Annotated in this window: 12 protein-coding genes and 2 pseudogenes; 10 read left to right on the top strand and 4 right to left on the bottom strand. The window is 62.3% G+C overall.

What is annotated here, in order from left to right; translation table 11 throughout:
• Positions 1-123: 123 nt before the first annotated feature.
• Genes J3P91_RS10865 through J3P91_RS10850 form a run of 4 tightly spaced genes read left to right on the top strand, consistent with a single transcriptional unit; the run spans position 124 to position 5661 of the window.
• Positions 124-1992 carry an extracellular solute-binding protein gene (locus J3P91_RS10865; protein ID WP_434603992.1) on the top strand — a complete coding sequence of 623 codons (1869 nt, stop codon included), beginning with the start codon at positions 124-126 and terminating at the stop codon, positions 1990-1992.
• Positions 1992-3050 carry a microcin C ABC transporter permease YejB gene (locus J3P91_RS10860; RefSeq protein WP_434603989.1) on the top strand — a complete coding sequence of 353 codons (1059 nt, stop codon included), beginning with the start codon at positions 1992-1994 and terminating at the stop codon, positions 3048-3050. The genes J3P91_RS10865 and J3P91_RS10860 overlap by 1 nt, the downstream gene beginning before the upstream one ends.
• Positions 3050-4072: an ABC transporter permease gene (locus J3P91_RS10855; RefSeq protein WP_434603987.1), complete on the top strand. Its 1023-nt coding sequence runs from the start codon at positions 3050-3052 to the stop codon at positions 4070-4072. Before J3P91_RS10860 ends, J3P91_RS10855 begins: the two co-directional genes overlap by 1 nt.
• Positions 4073-4086: 14 nt before the next feature.
• Positions 4087-5661 carry an ABC transporter ATP-binding protein gene (locus J3P91_RS10850; protein WP_434603985.1) on the top strand — a complete coding sequence of 525 codons (1575 nt, stop codon included), beginning with the start codon at positions 4087-4089 and terminating at the stop codon, positions 5659-5661.
• An 11-nt stretch (positions 5662-5672) separates the two neighbouring features.
• Here J3P91_RS10850 and J3P91_RS10845 read toward each other — a convergent pair.
• The 3 genes and pseudogenes from J3P91_RS10845 to J3P91_RS10835 all read right to left on the bottom strand — a co-directional run.
• Positions 5673-6119: pseudogene (locus tag J3P91_RS10845) on the bottom strand (methyl-accepting chemotaxis protein); the annotation flags it as partial.
• 156 nt (positions 6120-6275) lie between these two features.
• Positions 6276-6911 (bottom strand): annotated as a pseudogene (locus tag J3P91_RS10840) (PAS domain-containing protein); the annotation flags it as partial.
• A 255-nt stretch (positions 6912-7166) separates the two neighbouring features.
• Complete coding sequence (locus J3P91_RS10835) at positions 7167-7382, bottom strand: TIGR02450 family Trp-rich protein (RefSeq protein ID WP_434568876.1); 216 nt, start codon at positions 7380-7382, stop codon at positions 7167-7169.
• Positions 7383-7583: 201 nt separating this feature from the next.
• Between J3P91_RS10835 and J3P91_RS10830 the strand changes: the two genes are divergently transcribed.
• The 4 genes from J3P91_RS10830 (at position 7584) to J3P91_RS10815 (ending at position 13616) form a co-directional block, all read left to right on the top strand.
• Positions 7584-9002, top strand: a complete 1419-nt coding sequence (locus tag J3P91_RS10830) for a sigma-54 interaction domain-containing protein (protein WP_434603983.1) — start codon at positions 7584-7586, stop codon at positions 9000-9002.
• A 304-nt stretch (positions 9003-9306) separates the two neighbouring features.
• Positions 9307-10698 carry a GntP family permease gene (locus J3P91_RS10825; RefSeq protein ID WP_305495295.1) on the top strand — a complete coding sequence of 464 codons (1392 nt, stop codon included), beginning with the start codon at positions 9307-9309 and terminating at the stop codon, positions 10696-10698.
• Positions 10699-10705: 7 nt separating this feature from the next.
• Complete coding sequence (locus tag J3P91_RS10820; RefSeq protein WP_434603981.1) at positions 10706-11482, top strand: 3-hydroxybutyrate dehydrogenase; 777 nt, start codon at positions 10706-10708, stop codon at positions 11480-11482.
• 178 nt (positions 11483-11660) lie between these two features.
• Positions 11661-13616: an acetoacetate--CoA ligase gene (locus tag J3P91_RS10815; protein ID WP_434603979.1), complete on the top strand. Its 1956-nt coding sequence runs from the start codon at positions 11661-11663 to the stop codon at positions 13614-13616.
• Positions 13617-13752: 136 nt separating this feature from the next.
• Here the strand turns inward: J3P91_RS10815 and J3P91_RS10810 are convergent, their stop codons facing one another.
• A complete protein-coding gene (locus J3P91_RS10810) occupies positions 13753-14868 on the bottom strand; it encodes a PilT/PilU family type 4a pilus ATPase (protein WP_305495301.1) in 1116 nt (371 codons plus the stop codon).
• Between the two features lie 134 nt (positions 14869-15002).
• On the opposite strand from J3P91_RS10810, the gene J3P91_RS10805 reads away from it, so the two are divergent.
• Together J3P91_RS10805 and J3P91_RS10800 are read left to right on the top strand one after the other, a co-directional pair.
• Positions 15003-17540 carry a PAS domain S-box protein gene (locus J3P91_RS10805; protein ID WP_434603977.1) on the top strand — a complete coding sequence of 846 codons (2538 nt, stop codon included), beginning with the start codon at positions 15003-15005 and terminating at the stop codon, positions 17538-17540.
• Positions 17541-17588: 48 nt separating this feature from the next.
• Positions 17589-17864: a peptidylprolyl isomerase gene (locus J3P91_RS10800; RefSeq protein ID WP_019690952.1), complete on the top strand. Its 276-nt coding sequence runs from the start codon at positions 17589-17591 to the stop codon at positions 17862-17864.
• Positions 17865-17955: the final 91 nt, after the last annotated feature.

Here is a 17955-nt window from a genome sequence, read left to right as displayed (position 1 = left end):
TTTATCGACATGACGGCCCGCCCTTTGGTGGGCCGTCATGTTTGCGTGATGCGAGGGGCTGGCGATGAGCGCGCCGCTCGCGTACAAATCATGATCATCGATCACCCGGCTCTAAGGCTGACAATGCGACTGGCGTTTCCCTCCTGGCTACTCACTGCCGTGGTCCTGCTGACAGGCGCCGCAGGTGTGAGCGCCGCCCCCCAACATGCCCTGACTGTTTATGGCGAGCCGGCCAGATACGCCGAAGGCTTCGGCCACTTTGCCTACGCCAATCCCCAGGCCCCCAAGGGCGGCACGATGCGCCGCTCGGCCATCGAGATCGGTCATTTCGACCATATCCTGCCCTATATAGACAAAGGCATCGGTGTCAGCCAGGTCGACGGCATGCTCTATTCGCCGCTGGCCCAGCGTTCGCTGGACGAGCCCTACACCGTCTACGGCCTGGTGGCCGAGAAGATGGAACGGGCCGAGGATGGCCTGTCGCTGCGCTTCTACCTGAACCCCAAGGCCCGCTTCGCCGACGGCAAACCCATTACCGCCGAGGACGTGCGCTACAGCTTCGAGCTGCTGATGACCCAGGGCAGCCTGCGCTACCGCACACAGTTCGCCGCAGTCAAAGGCGTCGTGGTGGAATCGCCTCGCAGCGTTCGTTTTGATTTCAAGAACAACGAAAACCGCACGCTACCATTGGATGTTGCCACCCTGCCGGTGTTTCCCGAGCATTGGTGGAAAACCCGCGACTTCACCAATGGCGGCGGCTACGAAGCCCCACTGGGCAGTGGTCCGTACCGGGTGAGCAAAGTCGACTCGGGTCGCAGCATCACTTTCGAACGCAATGCGGACTGGTGGGGCAAGGATCTGCCGGTCAGCCGCGGCTTGTATAATTTCGACCATTTCAGCATTGAATATTTCGGCGATACCGACGTGGCCCGACAGGTCCTGCGTGGCGGCGCCTACGACTACAACCGCGAGTTTTCCGCCACCGGTTTTGCCATCGGCTACGACAGCCCGGCCCTGCGCGACGGTCGCCTGCAAAAGGCCCACCTCGCCACAGACGCGCCGCAGCCGGCACAGGGCTTCGTGTTCAACCTGCAACGCCCGCAGTTCCAGGACCGCCGCGTACGCCAGGCGCTGGCCATGCTCTGGGATTTCGAATGGAGCAATCGCCAGATGATGCGCAACGCCTATGTGCGTCAGCAGAGTTTCTTTTCCAACACCGACCTCGCCGCCCGGCAACTCCCCGATTCGGCGGAACTGGCGATCCTCGAACCGTTGCGCGGCAAAATCCCGGAAGAGGTGTTCACGCAGGTATTCGAGGCGCCGAAAACCGACGGCAGCGGCGTGATCCGTGACAAACAGCTGCAAGCCCTGGCGCTGCTCGAACAGGCCGGCTGGAAGCCTCACGGCGACCGGTTGGTGAATGCCGAAGGCGAGCCCCTGAGCTTCACGTTCCTGAATACCCAGAACGGTATCGACCGCCTGTTGCTGCCCTACAAGCGGACCCTGGCGCAGATCGGTATCGACATGAGCATTCGGCGCATCGACTCGTCCCAGTACGTCAACCGGCTGATGAGTCGCGATTACGACATGATCATCACCGGTTACCCCGTGAGCACCTCGCCCGGCATGGAACTCTACAATTATTTCGGCTCGGCGGCCGCCAATGATCCGGGCGCAAACAACTACATGGCCCTGCAGAACCCAGCCGTGGATGCCCTCATCGACGGCCTGGTCAAGGCCACGACCCAGAGCGACATGCTCCGCCATGCTCACGCCCTGGACCGGGTACTGCAATGGAATTACTACTGGATCCCCAACTATTACCCACCCGGCAGCTCGACCGTGTGGTGGAATCGCTTCGGCATGCCGAAGGTCCAGGCCAGCAATGACGAAGCCATCGAAAGCTGGTGGGAAGTCAGCACCACGCCGTTGACCAACGAACAGATGACCGCCGAACGCATCAAGCGCAGCGCACCCGGAGGGCATCACTGATGTGGGCTTATATTGCACGGCGCCTGCTGCTGATCATCCCGACGCTGGTGATCATTCTGCTGGTGAACTTTGTGATCGTGCAGGCCGCACCGGGCGGGCCGGTCGAACAGGCCATCGCCCACCTGCAAGGTATCGGCGGCGCCACCGTCGGCAGCTCGGGTAATGCCATGGCCGGCAGCTCGCGCGCCAGCCGTGGCCTGGACCCGCAACTGATCAAGGACATCGAGAAACAGTACGGTTTCGACAAGCCCGCCCACGAACGCCTGTGGCTGATGCTCACCAGCTATGCCCGCCTGGATTTCGGCAAGAGCTTTTTCCGCGGCGCCACGGTCACCGACCTGATCCTGGAAAAGATGCCGGTGACCATTTCCCTCGGGCTGTGGGCGACGCTGATCACTTACCTGGTGTCGATTCCGCTGGGCATTCGCAAGGCCGTGCACCACGGTTCGGCATTCGACGTGTGGAGCAGCACCGCGATCATCATCGGCTATGCGATGCCGGCGTTCCTGTTCGCCATGTTCCTGATTGTCATGTTCGCCGGCGGCACCTCGCTCAACTGGTTCCCGGTACGCGGACTGGTGTCGGACAACTTCGAATCGCTATCGACGCTGGGCAAGATCGCCGATTACTTCTGGCATCTGGTGCTGCCCGTCACGTCGCTGGTCATCGGCGGCTTTGCCACCCTGACGATCCTGACCAAAAATTCGTTTCTCAACGAAATCACTCGCCAGTACGTGGTGACGGCACGGGCCAAAGGCATGAGCGAACGGCGCGTGTTGTACGGCCACGTGTTTCGCAACGCGATGCTGCTGGTGGTCTCGGGCATTCCCCAGGCATTCATCAGCGTGTTCTTCGCCGGCTCGTTGCTGATCGAGGTGATTTTCTCCCTCGATGGCCTGGGGCGCATGAGTTATGAAGCCGCCGTGTCCCGAGACTATCCGGTGGTGTTCGGCTCGCTGTTCATCTTCACCCTGTTCGGCCTGCTGATAAAGCTCATCGGTGACCTCTGCTACACGCTGGTGGACCCGCGTATCGACTTCGCCGCGAGGAACGCCTGATGTTCAAGTTCTCGCCCTTGGGCCGGCGGCGTTTCGAGCGCTTCAAGAAAAACCGTCGTGGCTGGTGGTCTCTGTGGCTGTTCATCGGCCTGTTCGCCCTGACCCTGGGCGGTGAACTGATCGCCAACGACAAGCCATGGGTGGTGAGCTATCAGGGCTCGCTGTACTTCCCGGTTTTCAAGCGCTACACCGAGCAGGAATTTGGCGGTCAGTTGCCGTTCCAGGCCGACTATCGCAGCAACTATGTACAGGACCTGATCCACAAGGATGGCGGCTGGCTGCTCTTCCCGCCCATTCCTTTCAGCGACGACACGCCCAACTACGACCTCAACCAGCCGGCGCCAAGCCCGCCGTCGACGGTCAACTGGCTGGGCACCGATGATCAGGCCCGTGATGTGCTGGCGCGGGTGATCTTCGGCGCGCGGGTGTCGATCCTGTTCGCCCTGGCCTTGACCGCCATCAGTGCGCTGATCGGAATTACCGCCGGCGCCTTGCAGGGTTATTACGGCGGCTGGGTGGATCTGCTCGGGCAACGGTTGCTGGAAGTCTGGTCCGGGTTGCCGGTGCTCTATCTGCTAATCATCCTGTCCGGTTTCGTGGAACCGAATTTCTGGTGGCTGCTGGGGATCATGGCGCTGTTCTCCTGGCTGGCGCTGGTGGATGTGGTGCGCGCCGAGTTCTTGCGCGGGCGCAACCTGGAGTACGTGAAAGCGGCACGGGCCTTGGGCCTCACCGACCGCAAGGTGATCGTGCGACACATCCTGCCCAACGCCATGAACGCGACCTTGAGCTACCTGCCGTTCATCCTCACCGGCGCGATATCCACCCTGACGGCCCTGGACTTTCTCGGCTTCGGCATGCCGGCCGGCAGCGCGTCCCTGGGTGAGTTGATCGCCCAGGGCAAACAGAACCTGCAAGCGCCGTGGCTGGGATTGACGGCGTTCTTCACCCTGGCACTGATTCTGTCGCTGCTGGTGTTCATTGGCGAGGCGTTGCGCGACGCCTTTGATCCCCGGTCTTGAAGCGGAACTTTTAGATGAGCGACAACCTGATCGAAATCCGCAACCTGAACGTGGCCTTCAACGACCAGCCGGTAGTGCGCGACCTGTGCCTGGATATCCGCCCTGGCGAATGCCTGGCCCTGGTGGGCGAATCCGGCTCAGGCAAGTCGGTGACGGCTCACTCGATTCTGCAATTGCTGACTGACAGCGGCGCACGCACCACCGGCAGCATTCGCTATCGAGACCAGGAACTGGTGGGCGCCGAGGCCAAGACCTTGCGCGAGTTGCGCGGCAATCGGATCGCAATGATTTTCCAGGAGCCGATGACGTCGCTGAATCCATTGCACAGCGTCGAAAAGCAGATTGGCGAGACATTGATGCTGCACAAGGGACTGGGCGGCAAAGCGGCGCGCCAGCGGATCCTGGAACTGCTCGACCTGGTGGGTATCCAGAACCCGGCCGAACGGCTCAAGGCCTATCCCCACCAACTATCGGGCGGTCAGCGCCAGCGGGTCATGATTGCCATGGCCCTGGCCTGTGAACCGGAGTTGCTGATTGCCGACGAGCCGACCACCGCCCTGGACGTGACGGTCCAGCGCAAGATTCTCCTGCTGCTCAAGTCATTGCAGCAGCGGCTCGGCATGTCCCTGCTGCTGATCAGCCATGACCTCAACCTGGTGCGCAGCATCGCCCAGCGGGTGTGCGTGATGAAGGCGGGAGAAATCGTCGAGCAGGCGCCTTGCGAAACGTTGTTCAGCGCACCGCAACACCCCTACAGCTGCGAACTGCTGCACGCCGAGCCGGAAGGCGAAGCCCTGCCCCGGGACGAGCGCGAAGACGTGTTGCAGGTTGAGGATTTGCGGGTCAGCTTCCCCATCGGTGGCGGGCTGTTGCGGCGCAAGCAATACCTGCGCGCCGTGGATGGCATCAGCCTGAGCATCCAGCGCGGCAAGACCCTGGGCATTGTTGGCGAATCCGGTTCCGGCAAGTCCACGCTCGGCCAGGCGATCCTGCGGCTGATCGAATCCGAAGGCAGCATCCATTTTAGCGGCGCAGCCCTTGATCAGCTGTCGCAGAAAGAACTGCGGCCCTGGCGCAAGCAGATGCAGATCGTCTTCCAGGACCCGTTTGGCAGCCTCAGCCCGCGAATGTCGGTGCAGCAGATCATCAGCGAAGGTCTGGAGGTGCACAGCAGGTCCAGCGCCGAGCAATGCGAAGCCCAGGTGATCCAGGCGCTCAAGGAAGTTGGCCTCGACCCGCAGAGCCGGCATCGTTACCCGCACGAGTTTTCCGGCGGCCAGCGCCAGCGCATCGCCATCGCCCGGGCGCTGGTGCTCAAGCCCGCGCTGATCCTGCTGGACGAACCGACTTCGGCGCTGGATCGCACGGTGCAGAAACAAGTGGTCGCCCTGCTCCGCCAGCTCCAGGAAAAACACGGCCTGACCTACCTGTTCATCAGCCACGACCTGGCGGTCGTGCGAGCCCTGGCCCATGACATGATCGTGATCAAGGACGGCAAGGTCGTCGAGCAAGGCGCCAGCCACGACGTATTCGACTCGCCCCGACACCCTTATACCCGGGAGCTGCTGGCGGCGGCCCATCCGGGATAAGCCTGACCCGATCAGGCTTCGCGGCGCTGGTCCAGGGTCTGGGCGAATTCGCCCATGACCTCCACCACCTGCTTCGCGCCCCGATGGATGTCGAGGATGACGGTGCCGGCCTGGTTCGCCAGCTTCACGCCTTGCTCGGCCTTGGCGGTACTCGATTGCATGCTGCCCACCGCCTGCCTGGCCAGGTCGCGGTTCTTGCCGACCACTTCGGTAATGGCAACGGTCGCCTGGCTGGTGCGCCGGGCCAGATTGCGCACTTCATCGGCAACCACCGCGAAGCCGCGACCCTGCTCACCGGCACGAGCGGCCTCGATGGCCGCGTTGAGCGCAAGCAGGTTGGTCTGCTCCGCGATTCCCCGAATGGCATCGACAATGTTGCCGATCTCTTCGGACTGCGCGCTGAGAGCGCTGATCCCGGTGGCGACCTGCTGCAGTTCATCGGCGATGCTTTGCACTACGGTCACGGTCTGCTGCACGACGGCGGTGCCCAACTGGGTGTGCTCATCCGTCTGCCGGGACGTCTCGAAGGCCAACTGCGCCGCCTTTGATTCGGATTGGCGTTGCTCGACTTCACGCGTGCTGTCGGTGGCAAACTTGACCACCCCGTACAAATGGCCCTGGGCATCATAGAGCGGGTTATAGGTGGCCTGCAGCCAGACTGTGTTGCCGTGCCTGTCGACGCGCTGGAAAAGCCCGCTCTTGTATTCGCCACGGTTCAGTCCAGCCCAGAAATCGCGATAGGCTTCGCCCTGAACTTCGCCGGGTTCGCAGAAAATCCGATGGTGCTGGCCGCGAACCTCCTCCAGGCCATAACCCATGACCTTCTGGAAGTTGACGTTGGCATTGATGACATGACCGCCCAGATCGAACTCGATCACCGCCATGGAGCGATCGATCGCCTGCATGAAACTCGACTCCGCCTGAGCCCGTAGCACGCGATCGTTGATGTCGCGGCTGACCTGGATGATGCGTTCGACCCTGGCGCGCTGATCACGCACAGGAATGTAGCTGGCCTGCACCCACGACCCCAGGCCATCGCGTGCCAGATGAAGGTGCTGCTGTTCGCTACCCTCACCCTGGGCCAGTTGCTGCCATAACACCGCATATTCGCGGCTGCCGGCGTACTCAGGCGCGCAGAACATCCGGTGATGCTTGCCGAGGATCTCATCCAGCACGTAGCCGGTCATGTTCAGAAACAGCGCGTTGGCGCCAAGTATTTCGCCTGAAGGCGCGAACTCGACGATCGCCATCGATTGGTGAAAAGCCGCCCGCTCGGCTTCGAGAGAGGCCAGTGCGCCCTGGGTCTCGTGCAAGACGTCCTGATGTTTGCGAGTGCGAATGAACATGGGTGCCGCTCCCGGTGACATGAGTGCTTGGCCGTAGCCGTCTGAAAGGCGGAATGCCTTTTCTGAAGAGGCACTATTAAGCCATCATCGTCGCAAAAGTTGTACATAATTTTTTGTATGTACAATTTCTGAAGGAAAATTCGCTCACCTGTCCAAGACTCAATGCCAACCGATTTTCCACCGTTCGCTGTCGGTCAGATCACGCCAGTCCAGCACGGCAACCCGTCCGCTATACACCGCCTGCAACTCGACCTGAACGGGGCAATCCTGTTCGTCGCAGAGCAATTGGGTGACGAGAAAATGCTTTTCCCGATGGACGGGCTGGCAGGCGGTCCACTTGGAAAGCTTGAGTTTGCGAGGGTTGAATTTATTCATGGATCCTCCAGTACAGTCGCGAACGGGCCTAAAAACATGTACAGAGTATTTCATACGTACAGCTTTTCCTGTGGCAATTCTGGCGGTAAAAATAGCCCTCTCCACCGGCTTGGCCCCACTACAGAACGCCGAGTTTGATCAGGCATAATGCCGCGACTCATCCGAGGGTGCCGGCAAGCCCACCTCTTTTTGGAATGCCTGATGAATCCCACCGAAAGCCTCAAGGACTACAAGCGCGTACGCACGCTGGCGATCCGCTCGCTGTTCGAGATCATCGAGCAGTCCAGCGAAGGCACGGTCATTGTCGATCGCGATGCGAATATCGTCTGGATGAACGAGCGCTACGCCCGTCGTTTCGGCCTGAATTCGGCGCAGGAAGCCATCGGCCGCGCCTGCGAAAGCGTGATCCCCGGCAGCTTGCTGCGTGAGGTGGTGCGCACCGGACGGCCGATCCTGCTGGACATGCAGGACACGCCCAAGGAACCGCTGGTGGTGATGCGCCTGCCGATCCACGACAACGCCGGCGCGGTGATCGGCGCCATCGGTTTTGCCCTGTTCGATGAGTTGCGCAGCCTGTCGCCGATGCTCAAGCGCTATCTGAGCATGCAGGAAGAACTGGCCTCCACCCGCTCGTTGCTGCGGGCGCGGCAGACCAAGTACAACTTTGCCCACTTCATCGGCACCAGCAGCGCCGGCCTGGAGGTCAAGCGCCGCGCCCGACGCAGCGCCAGCACCGATTCACCGGTGCTGCTGCTCGGCGAAACCGGTACCGGCAAGGAGTTGCTGGCCCAAGCGATCCATAGTGCTTCACCGCGGGCGCACAAGGCCTTTGTCAGCATCAACAGCGCTGCCATCCCCGAATCGCTGCTCGAGGCCGAGTTCTTCGGCACCGCGCCAGGCGCTTTCACCGGCGCCGACCGCAAGGGCCGCGCCGGCAAACTGCAGATCGCCCAAGGCGGCACGCTGTTCCTCGACGAGATCGGCGACATGCCGCTACCGCTGCAAAGCAAACTGCTGCGGGTGCTCCAGGAGAAAGAATACGAACCGGTCGGCTCCAACGAGGTGTTGCAGAGCGATGTGCGGATCATTGCCGCGACCTCCACCGATCTTGAAGCGGCAATCAAGCGCGGCGAGTTCCGCGCCGACCTCTATTACCGTCTCAACGTGCTGCCGATCCAGGTCCCGCCGCTGCGCGAGCGCCTGGATGATCTGCCGGCACTGAGTGAGGCGATCCTCGAAGAGTTGCGCAGCCAGCACGAACTGCACCGCGATGCCCTCGATCTGCTGGGCCAGCATGCCTGGCCGGGCAACATTCGGGAATTGCGCAACGTGCTGGAACGAGCCGCGTTGCTCAGCGACGACCTGATGCTCAGCGCAGCTGACATCCGCGCGGCCATCGGCACTTTCATCCCGGTTGAGCGCACGACAGGCCCGACCCTGGAGCCGTTATTGGCGCAGGAAACCTTCAGCCAGGCCCGGGCTCGATTTGACCGACACTTGATCGAAACCACCCTCGCGCAATGCGATGGCAGAGTAATCGAGGCGGCCGAGCGGTTGGGGCTGGGAAGGTCGACGTTGTACAAGAAGATGGTGGCGCTGGGGATTGCGGAGTCTCAATAAAGAGACCCTCTTCTCCATTCTTAGACTAGCAATATCAGAGCGCTTTGCGCTCATCGCGAGCAAGCTCGCTCCCACAGGAGTCCATGTTTTCCTTCAAGTACGCGATCAAATGTGGGAGCGAGCTTGCTCGCGATGAGGCCAGCCTATCCGACATAAATCTCAAAATAGAGACTCATCCTTCTACCCCGCTCTGCAATAACAAAATTTATCCTTATCTATCAGCTACTTAGCCATCTGGCACAAATATCGCTATAGCCCTCCTCAAAGCATCACCCACAACAATAACAATCCCAGGAGACACACCATGAGTGTGATCATTGCCTTGGCAGCCCTCACGCTGCTGATGGTTGCCGCCTACCGTGGCTACAGCGTCATCCTCTTTGCCCCGATCGCCGCCCTCGGCGCGGTCCTGCTTACCGATCCATCCGCCGTCGCTCCTGCATTCACCGGGGTGTTCATGGACAAGATGGTCGGTTTCATCAAACTCTATTTCCCGGTGTTCCTGCTTGGCGCGGTGTTTGGCAAGCTGATCGAGTTGTCGGGTTTCTCCCGCTCCATCGTCGCCGCGGCGATTCGCCTGCTGGGCACACGCCAGGCCATGCTGGTGATCGTGCTGGTCTGCGCGTTGCTGACCTATGGCGGCGTGTCGCTGTTCGTCGTGGTGTTCGCGGTGTACCCGTTCGCCGCGGAGATGTTCCGCCAGAGCAATATCCCCAAGCGGCTAATTCCGGCCACCATCGCCCTCGGCGCATTCTCGTTCACCATGGACGCCCTGCCCGGCACGCCGCAGATCCAGAACATCATCCCCAGCACCTTTTTCAACACCACCGCCTGGGCCGCGCCGTGGCTGGGCGTGATCGGAACGATCTTCGTCTTCTGCTTCGGCATGCTGTTTTTGCAGCGCCAGCGCAACAAGGCCCAACGCGCCGGTGAAGGTTATGGCACCGAACTGCGCAACGAGCCGGAAACCGCTGAGGACATCAAGCTGCCCAACCCGTGGATCGCCGTTTCGCCGCTGCTGGCGGTGGGGATCATGAACCTGCTGTTTACCCAGTGGATCCCGCAGTGGTACGGCAAGACGCATAGCCTGGCGCTGCCGGGCATGGCGACACCGGTGACCAGCGACATCGCCAAGCTCACCGCAATCTGGGCGGTACAGGCCGCCTTGCTGGTGGGTATTGTCATGGTGCTGCTGTTCGGCTTCCGCGCGATTCGCAGCAAACTGGCCGAAGGTAGCAAGAGCGCGGTGGGCGGTGCCCTGCTCGCGGCGATGAACACCGCTTCGGAATACGGTTTCGGTGCGGTGATCGCCTCGTTGCCGGGCTTTCTGGTGCTGGCCGACTGGCTCAAGAACATTCCCGATCCGCTGGTCAACGAAGCGGTCACCGTAACGCTGCTGGCCGGCATCACCGGTTCCGCGTCGGGGGGCATGAGCATCGCCCTGGCGGCGATGTCCGAAACCTTCATCAGTGCCGCCCACGCCGCCAACATTCCGCTGGAAGTACTGCACCGGGTGGCCGCCATGGCCAGCGGCGGCATGGACACCCTGCCCCACAACGGCGCGGTGATCACCTTGCTGGCCGTCACCGGCCTGACCCACCGTGAAGCCTACAAAGACATTTTCTGCATTACGCTGATCAAGACCCTCGCGGTGTTCTTCGTGATCGGTGTGTTCTACGCCACTGGCATTGTGTGAGGTTTCCATGACGACATTTCTTTCGGGCAAGACTGCCCTGGTCACCGGCTCCACCAGCGGCATCGGCCTGGGCATCGCCCTGAGCCTGGCCAAGGCCGGCGCCAACCTGATCCTCAATGGCTTCGGCGATGCCTCGGCGGCGGTCACCGAAGTCAAGCAGTTCGGTGGCAAGGTCGGCCATCATCCGGCCGATGTCAGCGACCCGGCACAGATTGCCGACATGCTCTCCTACGCCGAGCGCGATTTCGGCGGCGTGGACATCCTGGTGAACAACGCCGGGATCCAGCACGTGGCCGCGGTCGAGGACTTCCCGGTGGAGCGCTGGGATTCGATCATTGCCATCAACCTGTCTTCGGTGTTCCACGCCACTCGCCTGAGCCTGCCGGGCATGCGCGCCAAGGGCTGGGGACGGATCGTCAATATCGCCTCGGTGCATGGCCAGGTCGGCTCGGTGGGCAAGGCCGCCTACGTCGCCGCGAAGCACGGGGTGATCGGGCTGACCAAGGTGGTTGGCCTGGAAACCGCTACCAGCAACGTGACGTGCAATGCAATCTGCCCAGGCTGGGTGCTGACGCCACTGGTGCAGAAACAGATCGACGACCGCATCGCCAGCGGCGTCGACCCGCAACAGGCCCAGCACGATCTGTTGGCCGAGAAGCAACCGTCCCTGGAATTCGTCACCCCGCCGCAGCTGGGTGAACTGGTGCTGTTCCTCTGCAGCGAAGCCGGCAGCCAGGTGCGCGGCGCGGCGTGGAATGTTGATGGAGGGTGGTTGGCGCAATAACCCTCCGCGATCCCCGTGGCGAGGGAGCTTGCTCCCGCTCGGCTGCGTAGCGGCCGCCTATTGGGGCCTGCTTCGCAGTCCAGCGGGAGCAAGCTCCCTCACCACAGAAGCGCTTCTCGCCATAAATAACGCCGTGTGCTGCAATGTCCGCAAGCCCCGGAAAAACAAGAGGCACCCCATGTCCGACATCCTCTGGCAACCCAGCCCCGAACGCATCGCCCGGTCGCGCATGGACGCCTTGCGCCGGTTCGTCAACGAACGGCACTCGTTGCAGCTGAACGATTACCCGGCCCTGCACCCCTGGAGCATCGACCAGCGCGAGGCTTTCTGGCAGGCCATCGTGGACTTCTTCGACATCCGTTTTCACCAGCGCCCCACCGCAGTGCTGGTGGAAGGCCCGCATATGCCCAGCGCACGCTGGTTCCCGGGGGCCACGCTGAGTTTCGCCGAACATCTGCTGCGCCGTCGCGATAACACCGTGGCGGTGGTTGCCGTCGATGAAGACGGCACCGAGCAAACGCTGACATGGGCCGAACTCGCCGCCCATGTCGCCGGCCTGCAGAAAAGCCTGCAAGCCGCCGGCGTGACCCAGGGCGACCGGGTCGCTGCCTGCATGCCCAACACCTGGCAGACGCTGGTGGGCATGCTCGCCACGACGAGCCTGGGGGCGATCTGGTCGTGCTCATCGCCGGATTTCGGCACCCAGGGCGTCATCGACCGGTTCGGCCAGATCGAGCCCAAGGTTTTGATTACCTGTGCCGGTTATCGTTATGCCGGCAAGGTCATCGACCAGCGCCCGAAGGTGAACGAGATCCTTGCGCGGCTGCCGTCCCTGCAACAGTTGATCATGCTGCCTTACGCCCGCCCCGATGCTCGCGTCGACGATTTCAAGACCCAGGCCGGCGTTGCGCTGTGGGAGGACTTTTATCAAAGCGGTGGCGAGCCGGAGTTCGCCAGCGTGCCGTTCGATCATCCGTTGTATATCCTCTACTCCAGCGGCACCACCGGCGTGCCGAAGTGCATCGTCCACAGCACCGGCGGCGTGCTGCTGCAGCATATGAAGGAACATGGCCTGCACGTCGATCTCGGCCCCGGGGATCGGCTGTTCTACTACACCACCTGCGGCTGGATGATGTGGAACTGGCTGGTCTCGGCCCTGGCGGTGGGCAGCTCGGTGGTGCTGTATGACGGCTCGCCGTTTCACCCTGGTCCCGAACGCCTGCTCGACCTGATCGACCAACAGCGCATCAGCGTGTTCGGCACCAGCCCGAAATACCTCACCGCCCTGGAAAGCCAAGGCATCCAGCCACGCCAGAGCCATGACTTGGGCAGCCTCAAGACCCTCCTGTCCACCGGCTCGGCTCTCGCCCCCCACAGCTACGATTACGTTTACCGCGACTTCAAGGCCGACGTTTGCCTGGCCTCGATGTCCGGCGGTACCGATATCGTCTCCTGTTTCATCAACGGCAACCCGCTGTCCGCCGTGCGCCGGGGCGAGATGCAGGGCAAGAGCCTGGGCATGGCGGTGCAGGTCTGGAACGAGGCCGGCGAGGCGGTGATCGGCGAGAAAGGCGAGCTGGTCTGCACCCGGCATTTTCCGGCGATGCCCATCGGGCTCTGGAACGACCCGCGCCAGGATAAACTTCGCGCCTCCTATTTCAGCCAGTTTCCCGGAGTGTGGGCCCAGGGGGACTACGCCGAAGAACTGGCCCACGGCGGCTTGCTGATCCACGGACGCTCCGACGCGGTGCTCAACCCCGGTGGCGTGCGCATTGGCACGGCGGAAATCTATCGGCAGGTGGAAAAAGTCGAAGAGGTCCTCGACAGCGTCGCCATTGGCCAGCAATGGCAGGGTGACGTACGAGTGGTGCTGTTCGTGCGCCTGCGTGATGGCGTCGTGCTGGACGATACCCTGGAGCAGAAGATTCGCCAGGTCATCCGCGCTAACACGACGCCGCGCCATGTACCGGCGAAAATCCTCGCGGTCAGCGACATTCCGCGCACGATCAGCGGAAAAGTGGTGGAACTGGCCGTGCGTAACGTGGTGCATGGCGAGGCGGTGAAGAACACCGATGCGCTGGCCAATCCCGAGGCGTTGGAGCAGTTTCGCGGGCGGCCGGAGCTTTGCGTCTGATTTGACTGGTTTGTTGGCTATGAGGGCCCCATCGCGAGCAAGCTCGCTCCCACATGGATCTGCTGATCACCGGAGATCAATTGTGGGAGCGAGCTTGCTCGCGATGAACGATTACGCGGTTTTCGCCAGGGCTCAATCAGTCCATGAGTCCCCACTCCCCCGCCGGCGGATCGGCCGGCGGCGCGGCCCCCGTCTCCGCATGCAGCTTCAAGCGCAAACGCAGGTTGTTTGCCGAATCGGCATTTTTCAGCGCTTCTTCCTCATCGATGGCGCCTTCGACCACCAGGTTGAACAATGCCTGGTCGAACGTTTGCATGCCCAGTTCCTCGGACTTTTCCATGATGCCCTTGAGCTCGCCCAGTTCGTTGCGCCGGATCAGGTCGGCCACCGTCGGCGAGCCCAGCATCACCTCCACCGCCGCCCGCCGCTGGCCACCGCGGGTGCGCACCAGGCGCTGGGAAACAAACGCCTTGAGGTTGTTGCCCAAGTCGTGCAGCAGTTGCGCCCGGCGTTCTTCCGGGAAAAAATTGATCACCCGGTCCAGGGCCTGGTTGGCGTTGTGGGCATGCAGGGTGGAAATCACCAGATGGCCGGTGTCGGCAAAGGCCAGGGCATGCTCCATGGTTTCCCGGTCGCGGATTTCGCCGATCAGCACCACGTCCGGCGCCTGGCGCAAGGTATTCTTGAGCGCGGCATGAAAACTGCGCGTATCCACCCCGACTTCCCGCTGGTTGACGATCGATTTCTTATGCCGATGGATATACTCCACCGGGTCTTCGATGGTGATGATGTGGCCGCTGCTGTTGCGGTTGCGGTAATCGATCAGCGCCGCCAGGGAGGTCGACTTGCCCGAGCCCGTCGCACCGACGAACAACATCAGCCCCTGCTTCTGCATGATGGTTTCCAGCAGCACCTTGGGCAGCTTCAGGTCTTCGAAGCGCGGGATGTCCAGCTTGACGTTGCGTATCACCATGGACACGTCGTTGCGCTGTTTGAAGATGTTGACCCGGAACCGCCCGACACCGGCCAGGGAAATCGCCAGGTTCATTTCCAGTTCCCGATCGAACTCAAGGCGCTGTTCGGCGTCCATCAATGACTCGGCGAGCCCGGCGATGTCGCCTACCTTGAACGCCTGGTTGCTCAGCGGCTTGAGCACACCTTCAAAACGCGCGCAGGGCGGTGCACCGGTGGACATGTAGAGGTCGGAACCGTCCTGGCTTGCCAGGATGCGTAACAAGGGATCAATTTCCATGGCCTGAAAAACTTCCGCAAACTTCAATGGACACGTTGACCCGAGCCAGAAAAACTTCAGATCAACCCGCGCTTACCTTCTCCAGAGGATAGTAGAAGCCGCCGCATCGATATGAACATCCAGGAATTCCCGTGATGAATGCAATACCCGCCGGCAGCGACACACAGCAATTGATCGCCCGTCAGGACTGGACCGCCAGCCCCTTGGGCGCCATCGATACCTGGCCACAGAGCCTGCGCACCGCCGTGGACATCATGCTCCACTCGCCCATGCCGATGGCCGTGCTGTGGGGGCCGCAGCTGACCCATCTGTACAACGACGCCTATGCCCGGCTGGTCGGCGACAAGCACCCCAGGGCCTTCGGCCAACCCACCCACACGGCCTGGCCTGAACTTCGGGGCGAGACCGAGGGGATTTATCACAGCGTGTTGCAAGGGCGCATGTACGCCTGCCGCGACAAACGGTGGCGCATGCCCTTCAGTGGCCGCCTCTGTGACGTGTGGCTCGACCTGACCTACAGCCCGATACACGACGAAAGCGCCAGTGTTGCCGGCATCCTGGTCACGGCCATCGAGACCAGCGAAAGACGCCGGCTGGCCCAGGAATTCGAGCGGCGTTCCGAGGCCAGCCTCAAGGCCCAGCAGGAAAGCGAGGAGCGCTTGCAACTGGCGCTGGCGGCCACCGATGCACTGGGGACCTGGGACTGGGACATCAGCGAAGACCGCTTCATCGCCGATGCGCATTTCGCCCTGCTGCATGGCGTCGATCCGAGCCTGTCGCGGCAACTGCCGATCAGCGCGTACCTGGAAGGCGTGCACCCCGAAGACCGGGCGATGGTCGCGCGCAGCATCAAGCATTGCATCACCCACGGCACCGAATATGCCGAGGAGTACCGGCTGCTGCAGCCCGACGGTGAACTGCGCTGGGTATTCGTGCGCGGGCGCTGCTACAAGGATCGCCACGGCCGGCCCAAGCGCTTCCTTGGCGCGGCGCTGGACCTGACCGAGCGCAAGCGCACCGAGCATGCCCTGCGCCAGAGCCAGACCGAGCTGCAACTGATCATCAACGCCATGCCGGTGCTGATCAGCTATGTCGATCGCGAAGAGCGTTTCCGCCTGAACAACAGCGCCTACCTGAACTGGTACGGGCTGACCCCGCAGGAGCTGTACGGCAAGACCATTCGCGAGGTCATCGGCGACGAAGCCTACGCGGCGCGCGCCGAACAGATCGCCGGCGCCTTGGCAGGCAAGCCGTGCAGTTTCACCGTGCAGTCGGCCCATCGCGATGGCCGGCCACGGCATGCATTGATCAACTACCTGCCGCGCCATGGCAGTGACGGCGCGGTGAACGGTTTCTACATCTTCGTGATCGACGAAACCGAGCGCAAGAAAACCGAAGAAGCACTGCGTAATCTCAACGAAACGCTGGAGGAACGGGTAATCGCCCGCACCCAGCAGCTGGCCGAAGCCAATCATCGCCTGCAAAGCGAGATGTTCGAGCGCGAACGCGCCGAAGAAGCGCTGCGCCATGCGCAGAAAATGGAAGCGGTGGGCCAGCTCACCGGCGGCATTGCCCATGACTTCAACAATATGCTCACCGGTATTCTCGGCAGCCTGGACCTGATGCAGCGCTACATCGCCTCGGGCCGCGCCGCCGAGATAGGCCGGTTTACCGAAGCGGCCATCTCCTCGGCCAACCGTGCCGCGGCCCTGACCCATCGCCTGCTGGCCTTTTCCCGGCGCCAGTCGCTGGACCGCAAACCCTTGGACGCCAATGGCCTGGTGCGCTCACTCGAAGACCTGTTGAGCCGTACCACCGGCGATCACATCGTGCTGCGGCTTGAACTGGCCGACGAGCTGTGGCCGGTCAGTACCGATGCCAGCCAACTGGAAAACGCCCTGCTCAACCTGGTGATCAACGCCAGGGACGCGATGCCCGACGGCGGCGAGTTGACCATCGAAACCGCCAACGTCTACCTCGACGGCAGCGACATCAGCACGCTGGAACCGGTCAAGGCCGGGGACTACGTGATGATCGCCGTGCGCGACAACGGCAGCGGCATGACTCCCGCCGTGCTGGCCAAGGCCTTCGATCCGTTCTTCACCACCAAACCCATCGGCCAGGGCACCGGCCTCGGTCTTTCGATGATCTACGGCTTTGCCCAGCAGTCCGGCGGACACCTGAGCCTGGACAGCGTGCCAGGCCAGGGCACGCGGGTGCAGCTGTACTTGCCGCGGCTGCGCGTCGCCGCGACCGAACAACCCGCAGCGCCGGCGGCCACGGACGCGCCGCCGGCCATTGCCGGGGAAACCGTGTTGCTGGTCGAAGACGAACCGGCGGTGCGCATGCTCGTGCTCGACCTGCTGGCCACCTTGGGCTACACCGCCCTCGAAGCCGAGGACGGCCGGCAGGCTCTGCTGTTGCTGGAGTCCGGGCAGCGCATCGACCTGCTGGTGACCGATGTCGGCCTGCCGGGCATGAACGGCCGGCAGCTGGCTGAAATCGCCCGTCAGCACCGGCCTGACTTGAAAGTCCTGTTCATGACCGGTTATGCGCAGAAAGCCACCGAGCGCCAGGGGTTCCTCGAGCAAGGCATGGACATGGTTGCCAAGCCGTTCACCCTCGATCTCCTGGCCAACAAGATTCGGACGATGATCAACCATGGCAGCTGACTTGAGGCATAATCGCCGCCCTTTTGCACCGCTCAGGTCATCGCTGCAATGAAAGCCCAAGCCCGCCATATCCTGGTGAAAACCGCCGAAGAAGCCGAACAGCTCAAGCAACGCATCGCCAAGGGCGAAGCGTTTGACGTGTTGGCAAAAAAGTACTCCACCTGCCCCTCCGGCAAGCGCGGCGGGGACTTGGGTGAGGTACGCCCTGGGCAGATGGTCGGCGCGATCGATGCGGTGATCTTCAAGAAACCGCTGCGGGTGGTGCACGGACCGATCAAGAGCAAGTTCGGCTATCACCTGGTGCAGGTGTTTTACCGCGACTGAAACGATGCTGGCGCGAACCGGCCTCTGTGGCGAGGGAGCTTGCTCCCGCTCGGCTGCGCAGCAGTCGCAAAGGATGGGCCTGCTGCGCAGG

Origin of the sequence: Pseudomonas sp. Z4-7 (assembly GCF_051131965.1) — a bacterium.
In the GTDB taxonomy this organism is placed as follows: domain Bacteria; phylum Pseudomonadota; class Gammaproteobacteria; order Pseudomonadales; family Pseudomonadaceae; genus Aquipseudomonas.
The sequence above is the reverse complement of the archived record's forward strand: the minus strand, read 5'-3'. Positions and strand labels throughout refer to the sequence as shown.

Coding starts and splice junctions, on each gene's coding strand:
- J3P91_RS10830 (WP_434603983.1), top strand. CDS start 7,584: ATGAATCCCACCGAAAGCCTCAAGGACTACAAGCGCGTACGCACGCTG.
- J3P91_RS10820 (WP_434603981.1), top strand. CDS start 10,706: ATGACGACATTTCTTTCGGGCAAGACTGCCCTGGTCACCGGCTCCACC.
- J3P91_RS10835 (WP_434568876.1), bottom strand. CDS start 7,382: ATGAATAAATTCAACCCTCGCAAACTCAAGCTTTCCAAGTGGACCGCC.
- J3P91_RS10815 (WP_434603979.1), top strand. CDS start 11,661: ATGTCCGACATCCTCTGGCAACCCAGCCCCGAACGCATCGCCCGGTCG.
- J3P91_RS10800 (WP_019690952.1), top strand. CDS start 17,589: ATGAAAGCCCAAGCCCGCCATATCCTGGTGAAAACCGCCGAAGAAGCC.
- J3P91_RS10810 (WP_305495301.1), bottom strand. CDS start 14,868: ATGGAAATTGATCCCTTGTTACGCATCCTGGCAAGCCAGGACGGTTCC.
- J3P91_RS10855 (WP_434603987.1), top strand. CDS start 3,050: ATGTTCAAGTTCTCGCCCTTGGGCCGGCGGCGTTTCGAGCGCTTCAAG.
- J3P91_RS10860 (WP_434603989.1), top strand. CDS start 1,992: ATGTGGGCTTATATTGCACGGCGCCTGCTGCTGATCATCCCGACGCTG.
- J3P91_RS10865 (WP_434603992.1), top strand. CDS start 124: ATGCGACTGGCGTTTCCCTCCTGGCTACTCACTGCCGTGGTCCTGCTG.
- J3P91_RS10805 (WP_434603977.1), top strand. CDS start 15,003: ATGAATGCAATACCCGCCGGCAGCGACACACAGCAATTGATCGCCCGT.
- J3P91_RS10850 (WP_434603985.1), top strand. CDS start 4,087: ATGAGCGACAACCTGATCGAAATCCGCAACCTGAACGTGGCCTTCAAC.
- J3P91_RS10825 (WP_305495295.1), top strand. CDS start 9,307: ATGAGTGTGATCATTGCCTTGGCAGCCCTCACGCTGCTGATGGTTGCC.